A 19,652-nucleotide genomic window follows, 5' to 3' on the forward strand; every position below is an offset into this window, starting at 1 on the left:
AGCGTCTGAGCCTGCCTTGACCGGGGGCAGAGGAGGATCATCTACCCCCTGGTTGCCGGCCCGTCTGGACACAGCCCTTTGTCAGGCCTCTCCCGCCCCGCCGGACGCCCTATCCTTATCGTCTCATTCTCGGAGAATAGCCATGCAGCATCGTCGGCTTCGCGACCTCGACGTATCGGCCCTCGGCCTCGGATGCATGGGCATGTCGGACTTCTACGGCGGCCGCGACGAGGATGAGGCCATCGCGACCATTCACCGGGCGATCGAACTCGGCGTGACCTTCCTCGATACGGCGGACATGTATGGCGTCGGCCGCAACGAGGAGCTTGTCGGCCGCGCCATCCGCGACCGGCGCAGCCAGGTTGTTCTCGCGACGAAATTCGGCAATGTGCGCGCGCCGGACGGCGCCTTTCTGGGGATCAACGGCAAGCCCGACTATGTCCGCCAAGCCTGCGAGGCGAGCCTGAAGCGGCTCGGGGTCGAGACGATCGACCTCTATTACCAGCACCGGGTCGATCCGCAGACGCCCATCGAGGATACGGTAGGCGCCATGGCGGAGCTCGTGCGCGAGGGTAAGGTCCGCCATCTCGGGCTCTCGGAAGCCGGGCCGGAGACGATCCGCCGGGCGAACGCAGTCCATCCCATCACGGCGCTGCAGACCGAATATTCCCTCTGGAGCCGCGACCCGGAAACCGACATCCTGCCGATTGTGCGCGAGCTCGGGATCGGCTTCGTGCCTTATTCGCCCCTCGGGCGCGGCTTCCTGACCGGGCAGATCAAGAGCATCGACGATCTGGAGCCTGACGATTACCGCCGCAACACGCCGCGTTTCCAGGGCGAGAACTTCCAGAAGAATCTCGACCTCGTCCACGAGATCGACATGATGGCGCAGGAGAAGGGCTGCACTTCGGCCCAGCTCGCCCTCGCCTGGGTGATGGCGCAGGGCGACGACATCGTGCCGATCCCGGGCACCAAGCGCCGCCGCTATCTCGAGGACAATGTGGGCGCGCTTCAGGTGAAACTGTCGAAGGACGATCTGGCGCGGATCGACCGCGTCCTGCCGCCCGGTGCGGCGTCCGGCACCCGCTACGCCGCTCCGCAGATGCAGGCGCTGGGGCGCTGAGCATCCGCTCACAAAAAGACGCCATAGAGTGACGCGGCCGGGCTGAGCTAGCTCTGGGCAAGCGTTCCTCCGATGTGAATGGCCGGGCGGCGCAGCGACATCTCCGCCGCCCCGGGACAACACACCGGATAAGATGCCTCACTGCAGGGGCCGGATGTTCTGGTTCATCCGGAACATGTTGTGAGGGTCGTAACGCCCCTTGATTTCGGCCAGACGTCGATAATTCGTTCCATAGATCTTCTCGACCCGGTCGGTCTCGTCCTCGGGCATGAAGTTGACATAGGCGCTTCCCAACGCGAATGGCTCGGTTGCCTTGAACAAGTCCCTTGCCCACTTGACGCATGCGCTATCGTCTCTGTTCTCGCGCCAGCGGGTATGGACGTTCATGACGAAGTGCGCGGCCCGCTGCGGGTAAGCCGTTGCGTCGGATGCGATCCGGCTCATGGCACCGCCGATCTGGGCGATGAAGAGCTCACATTCGGGCCCCGGCAGGGTATGGACCGCCTGGATGATCGTATCCAGCGCCTCGTCCGGCAGGGTCTCGAAATCGTGGCTTTTCCAGTAGTTGCGAGCCCCGGTCGTCAGAAGAGGATCGAAAGCCGCCTGCCAGTCCACGAGTCGGTGCGGCCCCACCACGTCGACGATGGGTTGGCCCAGAGACCGAATTTCCCTGGCCGCCCGCTCGCCCTCGGCGAGATCGCCGACGTAGCACATGGCAAAGATCATCACCTCACGCCCATGCCATTCAGCCGGCAGGAACGGGAGCGGCGGAGCCTTGCGCATCACCACCCAGCATGTGAGCTCCTCGGGCGCGTTGAGCACGGCTTCGCGGTAGGATCTCAGAAGCTCCCTGGCATTGTCGAAAGGATGCACCACAAGTCCGGAAAGGACCTCCGGTCCGGCCCGGTGCAGGTTGAACTCGAAAGCCGTCACGATACCGAAATTGCCGCCCCCGCCGCGGATCGCCCAGAACAGATCCGGGTTCTCGTCTGCGCTGGCTCGCAGAAGGCGGCCGTCCGCCGTCACGATGTCGGCCGAGACGAGACTGTCGATGGTGAGGCCGTATTTCCGCGTGAGCCAGCCGAACCCACCGCCGAGGGTCAGGCCCGCGATTCCAGTGGTGGAGTTGATCCCTGTCGGCAGGGCGAGTCCAAAGACTTGCGTCTCGCGGTCCACGTCGCCCAGAGTTGCGCCGGGTCCTATCCACGCCCTCTGGGTTGCCGGGTCCACGCGAACGAAGTTCATCGCGGACAGATCGATCATCAGCCCACCATCGCAGACGGCATTCCCGGCGATGTTGTGGCCGCCTCCGCGCACTGCCACGACCAGGTCGTGCTCGCGTGCGAAGTTGACCGCGTGGATGACGTCGGAGGCGCCCTGGCAGCGCACGATCAGCCCTGGCGAGCGGTCGACCATGCCGTTCCAGATACTGCGCGCCGTGTCATATCCATCCTCATCCCTGGTGAGCGTTCGCCCCCGCAAGCCTCCCTTGAGCGCCAACAGGACATCAGGCTGGATGGTTGCTGCTTGTCCATTGACCGTAGCAATTGAGACTAAAGTCATCTGAGCTCTCCTCGCCAGGAAGAGGGAAGGATCCCGCCTGGATCGAATGGAAACGGACCTTCGAGGTCCACGGTAACCGATCAGGTGCTCGCCATGCTGATGTCCGGTATGGAGCATTGGCATGCGCCCCGGCGCCGGCAGCAACTCATCCTATTTTGTCGCAGATCCATCCTGTTCCGGAGCGGGCAATCATGACAAAATAGAAGGGTGAGACCGCCAGGGAGAGATAAGATGCTCCATGTGGCTGTTCTGTTTCTCAACGGTGGATGCGCGTCGACGGCTCTGCTCCCCATGGAGATATTCCGGAATGCTGGCGTGCTCTGGAACCTGCTCAATGGACGAGCGCCCGTTCCTTGCTTCCGTGTGACCACCGCATCGGCGCATGGCGAGCCTGCCGTGACGGACCAGCTGGTCTCGCTCGTTCCATCATGTTCCATAGACGATGTGGAGGATCCCGACATCGTCTTCGTCCCCGCAGGCGGGCTTCCCTATGAAACGCTGATACGCGACGGATACGCGATCGATGCCGTCATCGAACGCAATGCCGCAATCATTCCATGGCTCCGGCGCTGGAGCGCGGAAGGCGTCAAGATTGCGGGCGTCTGTTCCGGTGTGGCTCTCATGGCGGAGGCCGGCCTGCTCGATGGCAAGCGCGCGACCACCCACTGGGGATTGGCCGGCGCCTACCAGCAGCGCTTCCCTCAAGTGGACTGGCAGTCCGACTACCTCATCACGGATGCTGGCAACGTTTTTTGCGGCGGGGGCGTCAACTCGGCCGCCGATTTGAGCCTCTATCTGGTCGAAAGATTCGGCAGCCATGATCTCGCCCGCGAATGCGCGAAAGCCCTCCTGCTCGAAATGCCGCGCACGTGGCAGGTCGCCTTCGCGGATGTGGCCCTTCGCACGGATCACCGCGACGAGAGCATCCGGCGCGCGCAGGACTGGATTCACACCCATTTCCGCCTGGCCACCCGCTTGGATGCCATTGCCGTGCATGTCGGCATGAGCCCCCGCAACTTCGTGCGTCGGTTCAAGGCCGCAACGGGGCACACTCCCCTGAGCTATACGCATGCCATTCGCGTGAACATGGCGAAAAGGCTCCTCGAGGAGGAGGAGCAAACGATCCAAGAGATCAGCCAGGCCGTCGGCTACGAGGACGTCATGTTCTTCCGCGATCTGTTCAGGCGCCACACCGGCATCGGCCCGTCCGAATACCGGGCCCGCTTTGGAGCCCACCTTTATGCTGGGTTGCCGGTCAAACCCCACCTGAGACCATCGGCGTGAAGCCGTCCGAAGTGCGGGATTGTATCTTTCCTCCTTTGGCCTCGTCCGGTGCCCCCTGGTAGACCTTCGCTGCATGGCGCTTGCTCGCAAGGGGCTTATGCTAGAGAGAACAATTTTCCCTTCGGCCATCGCGGCCGGTTTCGCGTATCTGTCGGATCATGGATCTTTCAACCACGGCGCTCCTGGCCGCCTCGGGCCTTGGAGCGGGCCTCGTCAACGCCATCGCGGGCGGAGGCACCTTCTTCACCTTCTCGGCCCTGATCGCCGCGGGGCTTCCACCGATCACGGCCAACGCCACGAGCGCCGTCGCAGTGACGCCAGCCAACCTGGCGAGCGCCTGGGCCTACCGGCGGGAGCTTGCGGCCAATCTCCGGCGCTTCGCGGCACTCGGCATCGTCAGCCTGCTCGGCGGCCTCGTCGGCGCCTATATCCTGACGGCTACTGACAATGCGGCCTTCCGCCTGCTCGTGCCGTGGCTCCTGCTGTTCGCGACCCTGTTGTTTGCCATGAGCCCGCGGATCGTCGCCCTGGCCCGGGCCATCGGCAAGGCCGAGGGAGGGCACCCTTCCCGGCGCGCCTGGATCGGGGGCCTCGCGTTCCAGTGCCTCGTGGCGGTCTATGGCGGGTTCTTCGGCGCCGGCATGGGCATCGTCATGCTGGCGGCGCTCGCCATCACGGAGGGCGACGACTTCCATCTCATCAACTCGGCAAAACATCTCTGCTCCACGCTGATCCAGCTGGTGGCCGTCGTCCTGTTCATCGCGGCCGGGCTGGTGAGCTGGAAGGAGACCTTCATCGTCGGCGCCGCCTCGGTGATCGGCGGTTATGCGGGCGTGGCATTCGGGCGTAAGCTGCCCGCTCCCGTGATCCGCTGGATCGTCATCGCGGTCGGCGCGCTGCTCACACTCTATTTCTTCATGAGGTAACGTTTCATTTTCGGATGAGGCATTGCCTCACCCTGTGAAAATCGTGCACCAGCCGTGGCAATTCCGGTTCCTGCCCGATTCACGCCACAAGAGTGGCCCTCACTCGGGCGACCTGATTCTGCCAAAAAAACGCAAAGGACAACGCTGTGGCTGAACCCAAGAATCTCGCAGGCCTCGATGGATCTCAATCGGTCAGCGCCCTCGGCCTGCGCTGGGCCGCACTGCGCGGCATGCTCTCCTCGCCGCTGATCACCTCGGAGGAGCAAAGCTCCCTGAGGGACGAGCTCCTTCGCGAGCTGCGGAGCATCGAACAGGATTTCTCCACGCTGCAGGCACGCAACCTGATGGAAGTCTCGGCGAAGATCGACGTGGCCAAGACTGCGCTCCGCGAGAGCATGGGCGCCGGCCATAACTGGGTCGCGACGCTTCTGGAGAGCATTCAGGGCGACCTCCAGGCGGCCGGCAACCGGCAGCCCGCGGCTCCGAGCCGCCCGGTCTCGAACCTCTCCCGCAGCTATCCGCAGCGGTCGGAGACGGAGGGCGCAGGATCCTCCGGCGAAGGAGAAGCCTCCTCCTCGGCCGCGTGAGCGGCGCATCCAGTTTCATCTCATGAAAAAGGCGCCTTTCGGCGCCTTTTTTGTTGGCCTCAGGCCCCCGCAGAGGCGGGAGCAGGAGCGGGAATTTCGACCTCGATCTCCAGGGTCGACATGTCGGAGCCCCGGTTCATCTTGATCTGGACGCCGTCGCGCTCGATCGACACATGGCGGCGGACTACCGCCAGGATCTCTTCGCGCAGCACCGCCACGAGGTCGGACTTGCCGCCGACGACGCCGCGCTCGTGCGCAAGGAGAATCTGGAGCCGCTCCCGCGCCACGGGCGCGGAGGTCCGGCGCTGGAAGAAACTCATCAGGTTCATGCGGCCCTCCGTCCGAACAGTTTCCCGAACAAACCCTTCCGGTCGGTCGGGACCGTCATCTCCACCGTCTCGCCCTTCAGGCGCCGGACGGCATCAAAATAGGCCTTGCTCGGTGCGCTGCCCGGATTGTTCAGGGTCACGGGCGAGCCCACGTTGGAGGCGCGAAGCACTTCCTCGCTCTCGGGGATGATGCCGATCAGCGGGATGGACAGGATCTCGAGCACATCGTCCACCTTCAGCATCTCGCCGCGCTCGGCCCGGACGGGGTCATAGCGGGTCAGCAGGAGGTGCTTCTCGACGCGCTCGCCGTTCTCGGCCTTCTCAGTCTTGGAATCGAGCAGGCCGATGATACGGTCGGAATCGCGCACAGACGAGACCTCCGGATTCGTGACGACGACGGCCACGTCCGCGTGGCGCATGGCCAGAGTCGCGCCGCGCTCGATGCCGGCCGGACTGTCGCAGACGATCCAGTCGAATTTCTCGCGCAATTCGCCGAGGACCCGGGCGACGCCCTCTTCGGTCAGGGCATCCTTGTCGCGGGTCTGCGAGGCGGGGAGAAGCGAGAGGTTCTCGATCCGCTTGTCGCGGATGAGCGCCTGGTTGAGCTTCGCGTCGCCCTGCACGACATTGATGAGGTCGAACACGACGCGCCGTTCCGCGCCCATGACCAGATCGAGATTGCGCAGGCCGACGTCGAAATCGATCACGACGACTTTCTCACCGCCATGGGCCAGGGCCGCGCCGAGCGCCGCCGTGGACGTGGTCTTGCCGACGCCACCTTTTCCAGATGTTACGACCAGGACTTTGGCCATTGTCGTCTCTCTTTTCTGTTTGTCAGTCCAGTGTTTTCAGGATGATGGCATCGCCATCGAGGCCGACCTGGATGGGCTGGCCACGGAATTTCGAGCCCAGATCGTCCGCCGTCTTGTAGAGGCCGTCGATGGCGATGAGCTCGGCTTCGAACTTGCGGCAGAAGATGCGGGCGCGTGCATTGCCGGTGCATCCGGCGATGGCCCGACCACGCAGGGAGCCGTAGATATGGACGGAGCCACCCGCCACCACCTCGGCGCCCGACGCGACGGAGCCGAGGATGGTCACGTCGCCCTCCGTATGGAGGATCGACTGGCCGGAGCGCAGGGAGCCCTCGATCAGCAGGGTCGAGTTCGCGGCCGGCTGGGGAGGCGACGCGACGGCGATCGGCATGGCGTCGAGATCCGGCACCTCGATATCGGCAGCCTCCCGGCCGCCGCCAACGGCGGCGGGCATGTCGGCATCGAGAACCTGCGGAGCTGCGCCCTCCAGCCCGATGATGCGGATGTCGCGCATCTTGAGGGCCGCGAGGAGGAACTTGAGCTCGGACTTGGACGGCTTCAGGGCCGATACGTCGAGAATGATCGCACGGCCGTCGAAGAAGCCGGGCGATCCCTTGGACACTTCGTCGAGATCCTCCAGCCAGTCCCGCAGCGGCACGACCGGCGCGAGGACCAGGGCCAGGAAGGACCTGCCACGGAAGCGAAGGGAGGGACGGGGGCGAACGGCGATGGTCACGAAATCGGTTTCCTTGTATGTCCCGATTTCGTCATTTTATGGTTAACAGCCGGTTAAGAAGTCCGAAGTTCGTCAATAATTTCGCGGGTTTTCACGTCCCGCACTGGAAAGGCCTCAGCGCTGCGCCCGGCTGGTCTGCGGAGGCTTCGCCCGGCGCGGGGGCAGCACCGTGACGGTGATCTTCTTCGAGACCAGGAGCGGCTTGAAGGGCCTGTGATCCGCATCCCCTAAAACCAGCTGCAGGGTGTGCTGGCCGGGCGGCAGGTCGAGGCGGGTCTCCGTCTGGCCGGCCCCGAAATGGAGATGCTGCCGGTCCGTGGGGATGGGTTCCGTGGGATCGATCGCCTCGTCCGTATCCACCAGAAGGTGGTGGTGACCCATGTTGGGCGTCCTGTCGCCCGCATGGGTCACGCCCATGTTGCGCAGGCCGAACCGGACCGGGAAGCCCCCACGGATCCGCTGCCCGTCGCGGGGATAGATGATGTAGAGCACCGCGTCCGCCGGGGCCGGGCTCTGCTCGGGGGCCAAGTTCTGCGCCGGAGCCGGATTCTGCGCCTGGGCCGGATTGTCCGGCAGGGGCAGGAAGGCGGCCGAGAACACCGCGACGGCGGCGAGGCGGGCCTTGAACGCGGCAGGCATGTCCGTCTCCTCTCAAAGCGAGCGGGCGACCCGTAGCCCATGGGCGGGATAGCGGACCCCGGTGTCGTAATGCATGCGGCTGGCCGAGCGGGCATAGGTCGCGTCGTTGCGCCAGGACCCGCCGCGCAGGACGTGCTCGCGGCAACCGGCCTCCATCCAGGCGGACCCGTCCGCGGGGGCGCCCTGGTAGGTGGGATGCCAGCAATCGGCCACCCACTGGGCGACACCGCCATTGACGTCGTTCAGGCCGAAGGGATTGGCCGAGAGGCTGCCGACCTTGAGCGGCTGGTGAGGATCGTAAGGATCGCCGCAGCCTTTGCAATTGGCCATCCGGGGTGCCATTTTCTCGCCCCACCAGTAGCGGCCGGACGATCCGGCCCGCGCCGCGTATTCCCATTCGGCCTCGCTCGGCAGCCGGTAGGGCAGACCTGTGCTCCGCGCGAGCCAGGCGACATATTGCTGGGCATCGAGCCAGCTCACATTGCGGACCGGATCCGGATCCTCGCCCCGGGCCAGGTCGGGACAGGCCTTCGCGCCAACGCAACGGTTCCATTCGGCCACCGTCACCGGATAGCGCCCAAGCGCGAAGGCCGCGACCTGCACCACATGGACGGGTTTTTCAGTCGAATCCTCCTCGCTGCCCATCCGGAAGCTCCCGGCCGGGACACGCACCATCTCGGGGCAGCCCTGGCAGTCGCGCAGTCCCGATCCGGTCTCCGGAGGCTTCGCGGGCGGCGGAATGGCCGCGACGGTCGGTCCACCCGCATCAGCAGCTGGCGCGGGGGCGGAGACGTCGGAACGATCGGGATCGGCAAGGCGCCGCTCGACGGGGGCGGCACGGGCGGCATGCCGGGCAGAGTGTCGAGTGCGGCGCGGGCGGATGACGTCCCGGTGGTCTGGGGTGGTTCTGAAGGGGGCGGAACGGAAGCCGCGCCGGACCGCTGCTCCAGAGTGGCGCCCTGGCGCGCGCCCTCCGTCGGTTCCGGCCGCAGGACGGACCAGCCGACAGCGCCCAGAACCAGGAGCGTAGCCCCTCCGGCGACCACCCAGGACCAGCGATGGCGCACGATCTTCGCGACAGCCGCCGGATCGGGCAGCACCCGGTAGATATGCACGGGATCGGTGATGTTCTTGAGCTTCTCGTCCCCGAGGGACTGGTATCCGCAGACGAGCTTGTTCTTGATCTGCTCGTAGACGCCGCCGGAAATAAACACCCCGCCGGGATCGGCGAGATTCTCCAGCCGGGCCGCGATGTTCACGCCCTCCCCATAGACGTCGTCGGGATCGACGATCACGTCGCCGAGATTGACGCCGATGCGGTAGCGGATCCACTGCTCCGGCGGCAGGGACGTGTTGCGGGCCGCCATGGATTGCTGGATCACGATGGCGCAGCGCACGGCCTCGAGGGGGCTATCGAACATGGCCAGGAAGCCGTCGCCCGTGGTCTTAACGAGGCGGCCGTAGTGCTCCTGGATCGTCGGCTCGATGATTTCACGGCGGTGGCGCTTGAGCCGCGCGAGGGTTCCCTCCTCGTCGGAACCCATGAGTCGACTGTACCCGGAAATGTCCGCCGCGAGGATCGCGGCGAGACGGCGCGGGCTTCCGATCACATGCGATGTGCTCTCCCCGGGCATCGGCTGCTCCGTCGGCACGATCCGGCGGACGAGCCTACACCCGAACGGTGGGGGAGCCAATCGCCATCAGGCCTTCGCGGCCGCCCGGACACGCTCTCGATAGGCCGTATAGAGTCCGCTGAGGGCAATGATGCCGGCTCCGGCGATCGTCCACGCATCTGGAATGGAGCCGAAGGCGAAGTAGCCCAGGATCCCGGCCCACAGGAGCTGAATGTATGAGAAAGGGGCGATGATCGACGCGTCGGCATGCCTGTAGGCCAGGATGACGAGCCAGTGGCCGAGGGTCGAGAGGAGGCCCATGGCGAGGCCTATGCCGATCTCCGGCAGCCCCGGCGCGACCCAGACGAAGGGCTGGAGCAGGCTTATCAGCACGATCCCGACGATGGCCGAATAGACCAGGGTCGTGGCGGCCGGGTCCTGCCCACTCATCTTGCGGGTCACCACGGCCGCGAGCGCCCAGCTCGAAGCGCCGAGGAGCGGCAGGAGCGCCGCTGCCTCGAAGGCGCTCGTGCCCGGCCGGATGATGAGCAGCATGCCCGAGAGCCCGACGAGAGCCGCGGTCCACCGCCGCCAGCCGACCGTCTCGCCCAGGAACGGAATGGACAGGGCCATGATCAGGATCGGCGAGACGAAATAGATCGCCGTCGTCTCGGCAACCGGGAGAAAGGGCAAGGCCGCCGTGAACAGCATGGCGGAGCCGACCATGCCGAAGCCACGCAGGACCTGGAGGCCCGGACGGCGGGAGCGCAGGGCCGCCGCGCCGCCGCCTCCGGCCAGAACGAGCGGGATCACGAGCGCCCCAAAGGTGATGTAACGCAGCCACACGACCTCCATGGCCGGCAACCGGCCGGCAAGCTCCTTCGCGAGTATGTCCGCAAAAGCGAAGAAGACCGTCGAGGTCACCATGAGAAGGGTGCCGCGGAGCTGGGATGCCGGCGCGGCCGGTCGGGCCGGCGGAGGAGCTGTCATGATTGTCTCAGGGCGGGGGAGCGGACCACGGCAAAGGACGATCCGGCAAACCGTCGCCATGAGCAACGGTTCGCACCGAAAGAGAAGCGCAAAGGCGACAGCTTGTCCATGCACCGACGGAATGGGTCCGGGGGACGATTCTGCCGTCGCCTGGGTTATGACCGAAGGGAAGCATTGCGGTCGACCTCCGGCCGGTGCACGGAGCGGCGACATGCATAGAACGAGTGGCGAGGAACCGAAGCGGCTCGAAAGCGGCACACCCGCCTTCCGGCGCCTGAACCTCGCCCTTTTCGCCGCCGGCTTCGCGACCTTCGCGATCCTCTACTGCGTACAACCCCTGCTGCCCGTCTTCTCGGAAGACTTCCAGGTCAGCGCCGCCGTGAGCAGCCTGTCCCTGTCCCTGAGCACCGGGATGCTGGCCTTCGCCATGCTGATCACCGGCTCCCTGTCGGAGGTCTGGGGCCGCAAGCCCCTGATGGTCGCGTCCCTGTTCGCGTCGGCCCTTCTGGCGATCGTGTCGGCCGCCGCACCGAACTGGCACATGCTGCTCCTGACCCGCCTCCTGATCGGCGCGACGCTGAGCGGTTTGCCGGCGGTCGCCATGGCCTATGTGAGCGAGGAGGTCAATGCCAAGTCCATCGGCCTCGCCATGGGCCTGTTCATCGGCGGCAATGCCATCGGGGGACTTGCCGGGCGGGTCGTGACCGGCGCCCTGACGGACCTCGCCTCCTGGCGGGTCGCAGTCGGTACCATCGGACTGCTCGGCCTCGCGGCGGCGGTCGCGGCCTGGCGCAGCCTGCCGGAATCCCGCCACTTCCACCCGCAGCGCGCCCACCCGGCCGATCTCCTGAAATCCTTCGCGAATCATCTCGGCGATCCGGGGCTGCGGGCGCTGTTCGCCGAGGCCTTCCTGCTCATGGGCGGCTTCGTGACCTTCTACAACTACCTGAGCTATCGGCTCATGGCGGCGCCCTATTCCTTGAGCCACACCGCCATCGGGGCGATCTTCGCGGTCTATCTGGTCGGCACCTTCAGCTCGACCTTCGTGGGCGACCTCGCCGGACGCCTCGGGCGGCGCAAGGTGCTCTGGGCCATGATCCTGATCATGCTCGCCGGCCTGGCCATCGCGCTTTTCGAGAACCTCGTCCTGATCCTCCTCGGGATCGTCGCCGTGACGTTCGGCTTCTTCGGCGCCCATTCCATCGCCAGCAGCTGGGTGGGGCGCCGCGCACTGACCGCCAAGGCCCAGGCCTCCGCCCTCTACCTCTTCACCTATTACCTGGGCTCCAGCACCGTCGGGACCCTGGGCGGCGTGTTCTGGGCCAGGTCAGGCTGGCCCGGCGTGACGGGCCTCGTGGCGGCCCTGCTGCTGGTGGCGCTGGCCGTCGCCTTCCGGCTGATGGTGTTGCCGCCCCGCATCCCTGATCAGGAGGGCGCGCCATGAGATCCGGCCGGCACCTGTCGCTTCATCGCAACGCCTAAGATCGGATGCGAGCCACCAGGGCAGAACCGGTTGCGCCCGCCCCGGCCGTTGTGGCAGGTGAAGATATCGCGGCTGCTTCGGGTTGCTCTACATAGAATAATAATCCTAAATCTCTTCGCCGCAGCGTGATTCTCCGTGATGCGGCAAGCTGCCATAGAGAAACTTTGTTGCGCTTTTCAGGTTAATCGGCCCAGAAATAAGGAAACATTAACCGATACAATTTTGACTGTTCTTACTCCGCCGTTTTCCGGCGCTGAAGGATTTCATTTTCTCATGCGATTGCTCGCTTATTCTTTCACGATCCTGTTGATGACTGCCTGGGCAGGCACGCCGGCGCTGAGCCTCGAGGACGGTGCTCCAGGCCTCATGACCTGGGATGAAACCTGGGATCAGGCGTGGAATGCCGAGAATGTCGACATCGACCGCTACAGGGCGCTCTCGGCCCCAAAAATCCCGACCTTCGGGCGGACGGAGGTCTGGTCGTCGGGGCTGATCGGCTCCCCTGCCGCCGTTGCGTCCCCGTCCCAGAGGGCCGTGGGTGCGAAGCTTCGCCCCTTCGCGGATCTCGACCTGCTGGTCGGCACGCAGATGAGCCGCAACCTCGACATCGACCAAGCCCTGAATGCCCGGATGGACTGGCAGCTGACCTGGTCGCGGCAATGGGCCGCCGAGGCCCTGGAGATCGGTCTCACGACGACCGGGGCGGTCGATCCTGCAAGCGCCGTCTATACCCAAAGCGCCGGAGGGTCCCTCGGGATCCGCCTGCCGTCCGCCGGGACGCCCTGGGACGCGCAGCTCGTCGTCTCGCCGAACATCAACCTCGACACAACGACCGGCGGCTGGAGCAGCAGCCTGCGCTCCGAGATCGTCGCGCAGCGGGTGCTGACCACGCATAAAAGCCCGATCCGGTCGGTGGTGAATATCCGCATGGGATACGACTTCGCGCCGGAGACGCATCCAACCGCCTCGGCGACCCTGCAGCTCAGCTTCTCGCCGAAGATCTGAGGCCTCGCCCCGCTCAGGCGAGCATCCCCTCCTGCAGGAACGGATTGGTTGCCCGCTCCTGCCCGATGGTGCTCGCCGGCCCGTGGCCGCAGATGAACGTGACGTCGTCGCCGAGGGGCAGAAGCTTGGTCTTGATCGAGCTCATGAGCGCAGCCCCGTCCCCGCCCGGCAGATCGGTGCGCCCGACGGACCCGTTGAACAGGACGTCGCCCACGAGGGCGAAGCGATCCTGCGGCGCGAACAGGACGACGCTGCCCGGCGAATGTCCCGGGCAATGCAGGACCTCCAGGGTCATGCCGCCGACAGTGACCGTATCGCCCTCGTTCAGCCAGCGATCGGGCGTCACGGCGCGCACCCCGTCGAGGCCATAGACGCGCGCCTGCTCCGGCAGACGCTCCAGGAGAGGACGGTCCGCCTCGTGCGGGCCCTCGACCGGCACGCCGAGCTCATCCCGCAGATCGGCTGCGCCGCCCGCATGGTCGATATGGCCGTGTGTCAGGATGATCTTCTCCACCGTCACGCCGGTCTCGGCGATCGCCTCTCGGATGCGATGGAGGTCGCCGCCCGGATCGATCACGGCGCCCTTCTTGGTCTTGTCGTTCCAGAGCAGCGTGCAGTTCTGCTCGAAAGGCGTGACGGGAATGATGGCGGCGCGGATATCTGACACGGCGGAATTCCTCGAAAAACGGGCGGCGTAAGTGGCGACGGAGGATATCGGTCCCGCCGCCCCGGCGGATGCCGGCTCTCTTCCCTTGACCTGGCATCCCGCGGGTTCACATAGTCACGCACGCACCCGGAAGGAAGAGACAGCATGGAAACCAGAGCAGCCGTGGCATGGGAAGCAGGCAAGCCCCTCACCATCGAGACCGTCCGCCTCGAAGGGCCCCAGGCCGGTGAGGTGCTCGTGGAGGTCATGGCGACGGGCATCTGCCACACGGATGCCTACACGCTCTCAGGACTCGATTCGGAAGGGAAATTCCCGGCGATCCTCGGCCATGAGGGCGCAGGCATCGTGCGCGAGGTCGGGCCGGGCGTCACCACTCTCAAGCCCGGCGATCACGTGATCCCGCTCTACACGCCGGAATGCCGGCAGTGCAAATCCTGCCTGTCGCGCCGCACCAACCTGTGCACGGCGATCCGCACCACGCAGGGACAGGGCGTGATGCCCGACGGCACGAGCCGTTTCCGCTGCGATGGCGACACGGTCTTCCATTACATGGGCTGTTCGACCTTCGCGAATTTCACGGTCCTGCCGGAAATCGCGCTTGCGAAGATCCGCGAGGACGCTCCCTTCGACAAGGTCTGCTATATCGGCTGCGGCGTCACCACGGGGATCGGCGCGGTGATCTACACCGCGAAGGTCTGGCCCGGTGCGAACGTGGCGGTGTTCGGCCTCGGCGGCATCGGCCTCAACGTGATCCAGGGTGCGCGCATGGTTGGCGCCGACAAGATCATCGGCATCGACATCAACCCGGCCAAGCGCGCCATGGCCGAGAAGTTCGGCATGACGGACTTCATCAATCCGAACGAGGTCGGCACCGACAAGGTCGTGCAGGCGATCATCGATCTCACGGGCGGCGGCGCGGATTTCTCGTTCGACGCGACCGGCAACGTGAACGTGATGCGCCAGGCCCTCGAATGCTGCCATCGCGGCTGGGGCGAGAGCATCATCATCGGCGTCGCCGAATCGGGGCGGGAAATTGCCACCCGCCCGTTCCAGCTCGTCACCGGCCGGGTGTGGCGCGGAACCGCCTTCGGCGGCGCGCGCGGCCGCACGGACGTGCCCAAGATCGTCGACTGGTACATGGAGGGTAAGATCAACATCGACGACCTGATCACCCACCGGATGCCGCTCGAGGAGATCAACACCGCCTTCGACCTGATGCACGAGGGCAAGTCGATCCGCTCCGTCGTGATCTATTGAGAGGCCTCCCGACCGCGGAAGCTTTGCCTTTTCGTCTCGAAAGGTGTTTTAGCGCACCGCCTGCGAGGTAACGCAAAGGAATATACGGCTTTGGAACGATAGAGCATAGCTCTCTCGTAACAATTGGTCTATGAGAACGCCTCTGACCGAATCGCTCATCTTAAAGCCGCCGCCATGGAACAGACTCGCGAACCCATCACCAGCCCCAATGCTGACAGGATCGTCGGCAAGGCCGTCAGCATGACTCAGGCGGCACTGGCCTCCGACGCCGGCAAGGCTGTGCGGGCCGCCATCACCCAGGGACAGGCAGGCCTGATGCAGCATCTCTCGGATGCGGCCCAGAAGAACATGCCCGATCCCTTGACCCAGGCGCGCGTGCTCCTGGCCGAGCAGAGCCAGAACTTCGACGCGATGCGCGGCGCCATCGGCCAGATCGGCGAATCGCTCCATCACCTGAACGACCCGGCCGTGGATCCGCACGCCCAGCAGTCGCACGCCATGGCGCTCCTCAACGCCCAGGCTGAGGCGATCCAGGGCCTGACCCTGCTGGTTCTGAAGGGGCAGCAGGTCCAGACCCAGCTGATCCAGGCCATGGACGCCCAGCCCCGGACGGCGGCTCCCAACGGCATGCCCAAATGGGCCTATTACGCCATGGGCGTCATGATGGTCTGGAGCTGCCTGACCATGATCTTCTCGACGATCTTCTGACGCGGGAAAACGGCCGTTCCGCGCCGGTTTGCCCATGAGAGGGATTGTCATCTAGAATTCACACGATCGCCCGGGAACAGCTCCATGTTCGACGCCAAGAAGCTTCTCGATGCCCTGGGAACGCCCGCTCCGGCAGGCAGCCAGCCCGCTGCGCCGACGGCAACGCCCGCGGCGCCCAATCCCGCAGCTCCCAAGCCGGAAGCGCCCAAGGCGCCGGCCGCTCCCCTCGGCGCCGGCACTCTGCTCAGCGACCTGATCGATCTGGCGAACAGGCCCTCTCCGCCGCCCCCGCCGCCCTCCTCCGAGGGTGAGCAGCCAGCGGCTCCGAAGCCCGAGAAGCCCGCCGCTGCCCCACCGCCGCCGGCCGATCTCACCGATCTGCTCCTGCGCCGCGCACAGGATTACCTCAAGACGCCGCAGGGCAATGCGGCTGTCCATGCGGTGATGCTCGGCGTGACCAAGGCCGTGGTGAATTCGCAGACCGGCCGCAAGCTTACCGAAAAGGCCAAGACCAAGGGCGTGGCCCTGATCGGCCGCTTTCTGAACAAAGGCGGGGAGCAGGGCCCCCTGATCGAGGGCCAGCCCCTCCAGGCCGCGGCCCTGCCGCCGCCCGCAGCCCCGCCGGCGTCCGGCGATGTCGCGCTTCTGGTGATGCGCGCCATGATCGCCGCCGCAGCCGCCGATGGGCGCATCGACGAGGACGAGCGCACGCGCATCCTCGGCGCTCTTAAAGGCGCAGGGATCGACGGCGAAGGCGTGCAGATCATTGAGGCGGAGCTTGCGCGCCCGGCCAGCGTGGCCGAACTCGCGGCCGCCGCCACGACGCCGGAAGCCGCCGTCCAGGTCTATACGGCGGCACGGCGCATCATCACGCCGAATACCGTGGAGGAGCGCGTCTTCCTCGCGCATCTCTCCGGCGCGCTCGGGCTCGACCCGCGCCTCGTGGCCCAGATCGACGCCGCAGCGTCGGGCGCCCTTCCGGGCTAACCTCCCGTACCATCACCGGAAAAGCTCGCCCCGGCGTAGGACGAGCGCCTGGACGAGCGCGAGGGTCTTCATATCCGCGATGGTGCCCTGCGCCATCATCCCGGCAAGATCCGCAAGGCGAGTCTCGCAGAGAGTGATCTCCTCCTGCTCCTCGGCCAGCCCGCCGCCCTCCCCTGTCCGGTCCGCGGCCGAGCAGGGCGCCAGGAACAGGTGGACCCGCTCGGTCGAGTAGCCCGGAGAGGCCCAGAAGGCGCCGAGCGGCTCGAGGCGGCTCAGGCGAAGCCCCGCCTCCTCCATGGCCTCCCGGCGGATGCCTTCCTCCGCCGTCTCGCCGGGATCCACGATGCCGGCAATCGCCTCCAGAACGCTCGAAGGGCCTCCGGCCCGCAGGACAGGCGCCCGGAACTGCCGCACCAGAAAGGCCGTCCGGCGGGCTTCGTCGTAGGGAAGCACCGCGGCGGCAGGCGGGCTCTCCAGAACCTCCCGCACCATGCGCTCGCCATTGGGCTGCTTCACCGTGAGCGCCAGGAGGCTGCGCCGCCCTTCATGAAGAACCTCGGTATTCGCGATCTCGTAGGTCGCCATGGCGCATCTTCCCGATCCGGCACTCCGCCGGACCACCCGGCGACAAGCCAATCCTTTCCGAGCCAATCCTTGCCGAGCGAAGCCGTTCCGCGGGAGCCTGGGCCCGGCCCGCAGCGTTATGCGCCTGAACAGGCCGCAGGAGAGGAACCCAGTGGACGATCTGGTGGAAGCCATCGGCAGGCGCCATGCCATTCTCTTTGCGGGAGCGGGCGTCTCGATGACGGTCGGCCTGCCCTCCTGGCAGACGCTCATCGCCCACATCGCACAGGAGCTCCAGATCGACGAGGCGGATCTGACCGAGACCGAAGTCAACCACCTGACCCTCGCGGAGTTCTATCGCCTCAAGAAGGGCAGAATCGGCCCCCTGCGCAGCTGGATGGACCGGGCCTGGACTCTGCCCGAAGAGAACCTGAGGAACTCTCGCGTTCATGCCCTGATCTGCGAACTCGACTTTCCGATCATCTACACGACGAATTTCGACCGGAACCTCGAGACGGCCTTCACCCTGCACGGCAAATCGTTCGTGAAAATCGTGAATGCGAAGGACATCGCCGACGTCCGGGAGGGCGTTCCGCAGATCGTCAAATATCACGGAGATTTCGACGACGACGATTCCATCGTCATTACCGAGACGGATTATCTCGACCGCCTGTCTTTCGAATCACCGCTCGACATCAAGTTTCGGGCGGATGCCCTGGGCAAGACCATCCTGTTCGTCGGCTACAGCCTGTCGGACCTGAACATTCGCTTTCTCCTGCATCGTCTGTGGAAGACGTGGAAAGGGTCTGGCTTCGAGAAGGACCGCCCGCCCTCCTACGTATTCATGCTGCGCCCCAATCCCATCGAGGAAGCAGTGCTGCAGCAATGGGGTTTACGTGTGCTGACGGAACCCGACTGCGCGCCCGAGAATGCTCTCGAGACGTTTCTGACGAAGCTGAGCCGTAACGTTTCTGCATTGCGCGAACAGGCGCGCTGACACGCTCTCCACAGGACGCGCTCTTGACGTTCGATCATGGAGACGTGATTGAGGCCCGCCTGGAATTTCGCGCCGTTCGTGCCAGGATACGAATCTGACAAGGCATGTCGGTTCGACGGCACACGGAACGGCCTTCGCCGCAATGCAGGCGAACTCTCCAGCCACCTTGGCGTTTTCATCAGGAACCGGACGAAGAAAGAGGATGGACGTGCAGCCAATGAAGAATGTGGGACGCAATGGAACGATCGACCTCTGGCGGGGTCTCGTTCTTGCGATCATTTTCGTCAACCACATTCCGGGCAACATTATTGAACATGCCACGCCGCGCAGCTTCGGCTTCTCCGATTCTGCCGAGGCGTTCATCTTCATCTCCGGATTGTCGCTGGCTCTCGTCTATTATCACCGGATTCCGCAGGGCGACATCATCGGGGTCGTGCGCCGCTGCCTGCGCCGCTCCTTCGAGCTCTACCGGATGCATCTCCTGCTCACGGCAGGCGCCATTGCGCTCTTCTCCATCGGCTATGAGCTCAGCGACGATATCGGCCTCATCGAGGCCGACGGCCGCAATATCGTGTTCGGCAACACGGCCAAGGGCGTCACGGGCATTCTCCTGCTCGGGCACCAGCTTGGCTATTTCAACATCCTGCCTCTCTACATCGCCCTCATGCTGTGGGCGCCGGTGGCGCTCGTCCTGGCGCGGATCCATGTGCTCCTCGCCCTCGCAGTCTCGTTCGGAATCTATGCGCTTGCGCGCGACGGCGTGCTCGTCCTGCCCACCTGGCCGGAACCGGGAACCTGGTTCTTCAATCCCTTTGCATGGCAGCTGCTCTTCACCATCGGCATCGTCACGGGCGTGATCTTCACGCAACGCCCCATACCGCTGACCCGGACGTGCCAGATCAGTGCAATCGTCATCCTGACGGCCTCGCTTCTCGTCGTCATGGACGTCTTCGGCCTTGCCCCCGGCCTGCGCGATGCCGCCTTCACGCAGCTCGACCTGCCGAAATACGATCTCGGCCTCGGCCGTCTGGTACACTTCATCGCCCTCGCCTATCTGGTCACTCAGTGGCGCATCGGCGAGAAGCTTGAGCGCACCATCGTCGGTCCCGACCTGAAGCGGCTTGGCCGTAACGGCCTCGTGATCTTCGCGGCCGGATCGCTCCTGAGCGCCCTGGGGCAGGTCATCATGACGCTGACGGCCGTCAAATCCTCCGCTAGTCCACACCTCATCGGCATGGTATTTACCCTGATCGGACTGATGGGGCTCCTGGCACTGGCGCGATACCTGGAATGGAACAAATTCAACGCGGACGGCCCGCAAAACGGCCGGACACGAAGTCTCGCCCTGTCCTCCGCGTCGCCGGGGCGCTTGCCTTCTTAAG

The 19,652-nt window shown here is 65.4% G+C and carries 21 protein-coding genes; 11 read left to right on the forward strand and 10 right to left on the reverse strand.

The window, feature by feature from the left end; genetic code table 11:
- Window positions 1-142: 142 nt before the first annotated feature.
- Window positions 143-1,123, forward strand: coding sequence for an aldo/keto reductase (locus C4E04_RS19260; protein WP_109600093.1), 981 nt, complete (start codon window positions 143-145; stop codon window positions 1,121-1,123).
- Window positions 1,124-1,261: 138 nt separating this feature from the next.
- Here the strand turns inward: C4E04_RS19260 and C4E04_RS19265 are convergent, their stop codons facing one another.
- A complete protein-coding gene (locus C4E04_RS19265) occupies window positions 1,262-2,686 on the reverse strand; it encodes an FAD-binding oxidoreductase (RefSeq protein ID WP_109600095.1) in 1,425 nt (474 codons plus the stop codon).
- Window positions 2,687-2,926: 240 nt separating this feature from the next.
- Between C4E04_RS19265 and C4E04_RS19270 the strand changes: the two genes are divergently transcribed.
- The 3 genes from C4E04_RS19270 to C4E04_RS19280 all read left to right on the forward strand — a co-directional run bounded on the left by C4E04_RS19270 (window position 2,927) and on the right by C4E04_RS19280 (window position 5,483).
- Window positions 2,927-3,970: a GlxA family transcriptional regulator gene (locus C4E04_RS19270; RefSeq protein ID WP_210204587.1), complete on the forward strand. Its 1,044-nt coding sequence runs from the start codon at window positions 2,927-2,929 to the stop codon at window positions 3,968-3,970.
- Window positions 3,971-4,128: 158 nt separating this feature from the next.
- Complete coding sequence (locus C4E04_RS19275) at window positions 4,129-4,896, forward strand: sulfite exporter TauE/SafE family protein (protein ID WP_109600099.1); 768 nt, start codon at window positions 4,129-4,131, stop codon at window positions 4,894-4,896.
- A gap of 146 nt (window positions 4,897-5,042) precedes the next feature.
- The gene (locus tag C4E04_RS19280; RefSeq protein WP_109600101.1) at window positions 5,043-5,483 is read left to right on the forward strand and encodes a hypothetical protein; all 441 of its coding nucleotides are present in this window, start codon (window positions 5,043-5,045) and stop codon (window positions 5,481-5,483) included.
- Between the two features lie 59 nt (window positions 5,484-5,542).
- Here C4E04_RS19280 and minE read toward each other — a convergent pair whose 3' ends face one another.
- The 7 genes from minE to C4E04_RS19310 all read right to left on the reverse strand — a co-directional run bounded on the left by minE (window position 5,543) and on the right by C4E04_RS19310 (window position 10,602).
- Complete coding sequence (gene minE / locus C4E04_RS19285) at window positions 5,543-5,812, reverse strand: cell division topological specificity factor MinE (protein ID WP_109600103.1); 270 nt, start codon at window positions 5,810-5,812, stop codon at window positions 5,543-5,545.
- Complete coding sequence (gene minD / locus C4E04_RS19290) at window positions 5,809-6,624, reverse strand: septum site-determining protein MinD (protein WP_109600105.1); 816 nt, start codon at window positions 6,622-6,624, stop codon at window positions 5,809-5,811. Before minD ends, minE begins: the two co-directional genes overlap by 4 nt.
- A gap of 22 nt (window positions 6,625-6,646) precedes the next feature.
- Entirely contained in the window at window positions 6,647-7,360 is a 714-nt protein-coding gene (gene minC / locus C4E04_RS19295) for a septum site-determining protein MinC (RefSeq protein ID WP_174219297.1), read from the reverse strand.
- Between the two features lie 114 nt (window positions 7,361-7,474).
- The gene (locus C4E04_RS19300) at window positions 7,475-7,999 is read right to left on the reverse strand and encodes a DUF4399 domain-containing protein (protein WP_109600107.1); all 525 of its coding nucleotides are present in this window, start codon (window positions 7,997-7,999) and stop codon (window positions 7,475-7,477) included.
- A gap of 12 nt (window positions 8,000-8,011) precedes the next feature.
- Window positions 8,012-8,644 carry an SUMF1/EgtB/PvdO family nonheme iron enzyme gene (locus tag C4E04_RS21530; protein WP_245416162.1) on the reverse strand — a complete coding sequence of 211 codons (633 nt, stop codon included), beginning with the start codon at window positions 8,642-8,644 and terminating at the stop codon, window positions 8,012-8,014.
- Window positions 8,563-9,633, reverse strand: a complete 1,071-nt coding sequence (locus C4E04_RS19305; RefSeq protein ID WP_245416163.1) for an adenylate/guanylate cyclase domain-containing protein — start codon at window positions 9,631-9,633, stop codon at window positions 8,563-8,565. Before C4E04_RS19305 ends, C4E04_RS21530 begins: the two co-directional genes overlap by 82 nt.
- 66 nt (window positions 9,634-9,699) lie before the next feature.
- A complete protein-coding gene (locus tag C4E04_RS19310; RefSeq protein ID WP_245416164.1) occupies window positions 9,700-10,602 on the reverse strand; it encodes a DMT family transporter in 903 nt (300 codons plus the stop codon).
- A 211-nt stretch (window positions 10,603-10,813) separates the two neighbouring features.
- On the opposite strand from C4E04_RS19310, the gene C4E04_RS19315 reads away from it, so the two are divergent.
- Together C4E04_RS19315 and C4E04_RS19320 are read left to right on the forward strand one after the other, a co-directional pair.
- Window positions 10,814-12,046, forward strand: a complete 1,233-nt coding sequence (locus tag C4E04_RS19315; RefSeq protein WP_109600111.1) for an MFS transporter — start codon at window positions 10,814-10,816, stop codon at window positions 12,044-12,046.
- A gap of 312 nt (window positions 12,047-12,358) precedes the next feature.
- The gene (locus C4E04_RS19320) at window positions 12,359-13,090 is read left to right on the forward strand and encodes a hypothetical protein (protein WP_109600113.1); all 732 of its coding nucleotides are present in this window, start codon (window positions 12,359-12,361) and stop codon (window positions 13,088-13,090) included.
- A 13-nt stretch (window positions 13,091-13,103) separates the two neighbouring features.
- On the opposite strand, the gene C4E04_RS19325 is transcribed toward C4E04_RS19320, so the two are convergent.
- Entirely contained in the window at window positions 13,104-13,757 is a 654-nt protein-coding gene (locus C4E04_RS19325; RefSeq protein WP_109600115.1) for an MBL fold metallo-hydrolase, read from the reverse strand.
- 144 nt (window positions 13,758-13,901) lie between these two features.
- On the opposite strand from C4E04_RS19325, the gene C4E04_RS19330 reads away from it, so the two are divergent.
- The 3 genes from C4E04_RS19330 to C4E04_RS19340 all read left to right on the forward strand — a co-directional run bounded on the left by C4E04_RS19330 (window position 13,902) and on the right by C4E04_RS19340 (window position 16,709).
- Window positions 13,902-15,014 (forward strand): S-(hydroxymethyl)glutathione dehydrogenase/class III alcohol dehydrogenase, encoded by a 1,113-nt coding sequence (locus tag C4E04_RS19330; protein WP_109600117.1) that lies wholly within the window; start codon window positions 13,902-13,904, stop codon window positions 15,012-15,014.
- 174 nt (window positions 15,015-15,188) lie between these two features.
- Window positions 15,189-15,722, forward strand: coding sequence for a hypothetical protein (locus tag C4E04_RS19335; RefSeq protein ID WP_109600119.1), 534 nt, complete (start codon window positions 15,189-15,191; stop codon window positions 15,720-15,722).
- An 84-nt stretch (window positions 15,723-15,806) separates the two neighbouring features.
- Complete coding sequence (locus tag C4E04_RS19340; protein WP_109600121.1) at window positions 15,807-16,709, forward strand: DUF533 domain-containing protein; 903 nt, start codon at window positions 15,807-15,809, stop codon at window positions 16,707-16,709.
- A gap of 12 nt (window positions 16,710-16,721) precedes the next feature.
- On the opposite strand, the gene C4E04_RS19345 is transcribed toward C4E04_RS19340, so the two are convergent.
- Complete coding sequence (locus C4E04_RS19345) at window positions 16,722-17,294, reverse strand: NUDIX hydrolase (protein ID WP_109600123.1); 573 nt, start codon at window positions 17,292-17,294, stop codon at window positions 16,722-16,724.
- Between the two features lie 118 nt (window positions 17,295-17,412).
- Between C4E04_RS19345 and C4E04_RS19350 the strand changes: the two genes are divergently transcribed.
- Both C4E04_RS19350 and C4E04_RS19355 read left to right on the forward strand, forming a co-directional pair.
- The gene (locus C4E04_RS19350; RefSeq protein ID WP_109600125.1) at window positions 17,413-18,270 is read left to right on the forward strand and encodes an SIR2 family protein; all 858 of its coding nucleotides are present in this window, start codon (window positions 17,413-17,415) and stop codon (window positions 18,268-18,270) included.
- 202 nt (window positions 18,271-18,472) lie between these two features.
- Window positions 18,473-19,651, forward strand: a complete 1,179-nt coding sequence (locus C4E04_RS19355; RefSeq protein WP_162559480.1) for an OpgC family protein — start codon at window positions 18,473-18,475, stop codon at window positions 19,649-19,651.
- Window position 19,652 lies beyond the last annotated feature (1 nt).

The sequence above is a fragment of the Microvirga sp. 17 mud 1-3 genome, from assembly GCF_003151255.1.
Lineage (GTDB): Bacteria > Pseudomonadota > Alphaproteobacteria > Rhizobiales > Beijerinckiaceae > Microvirga.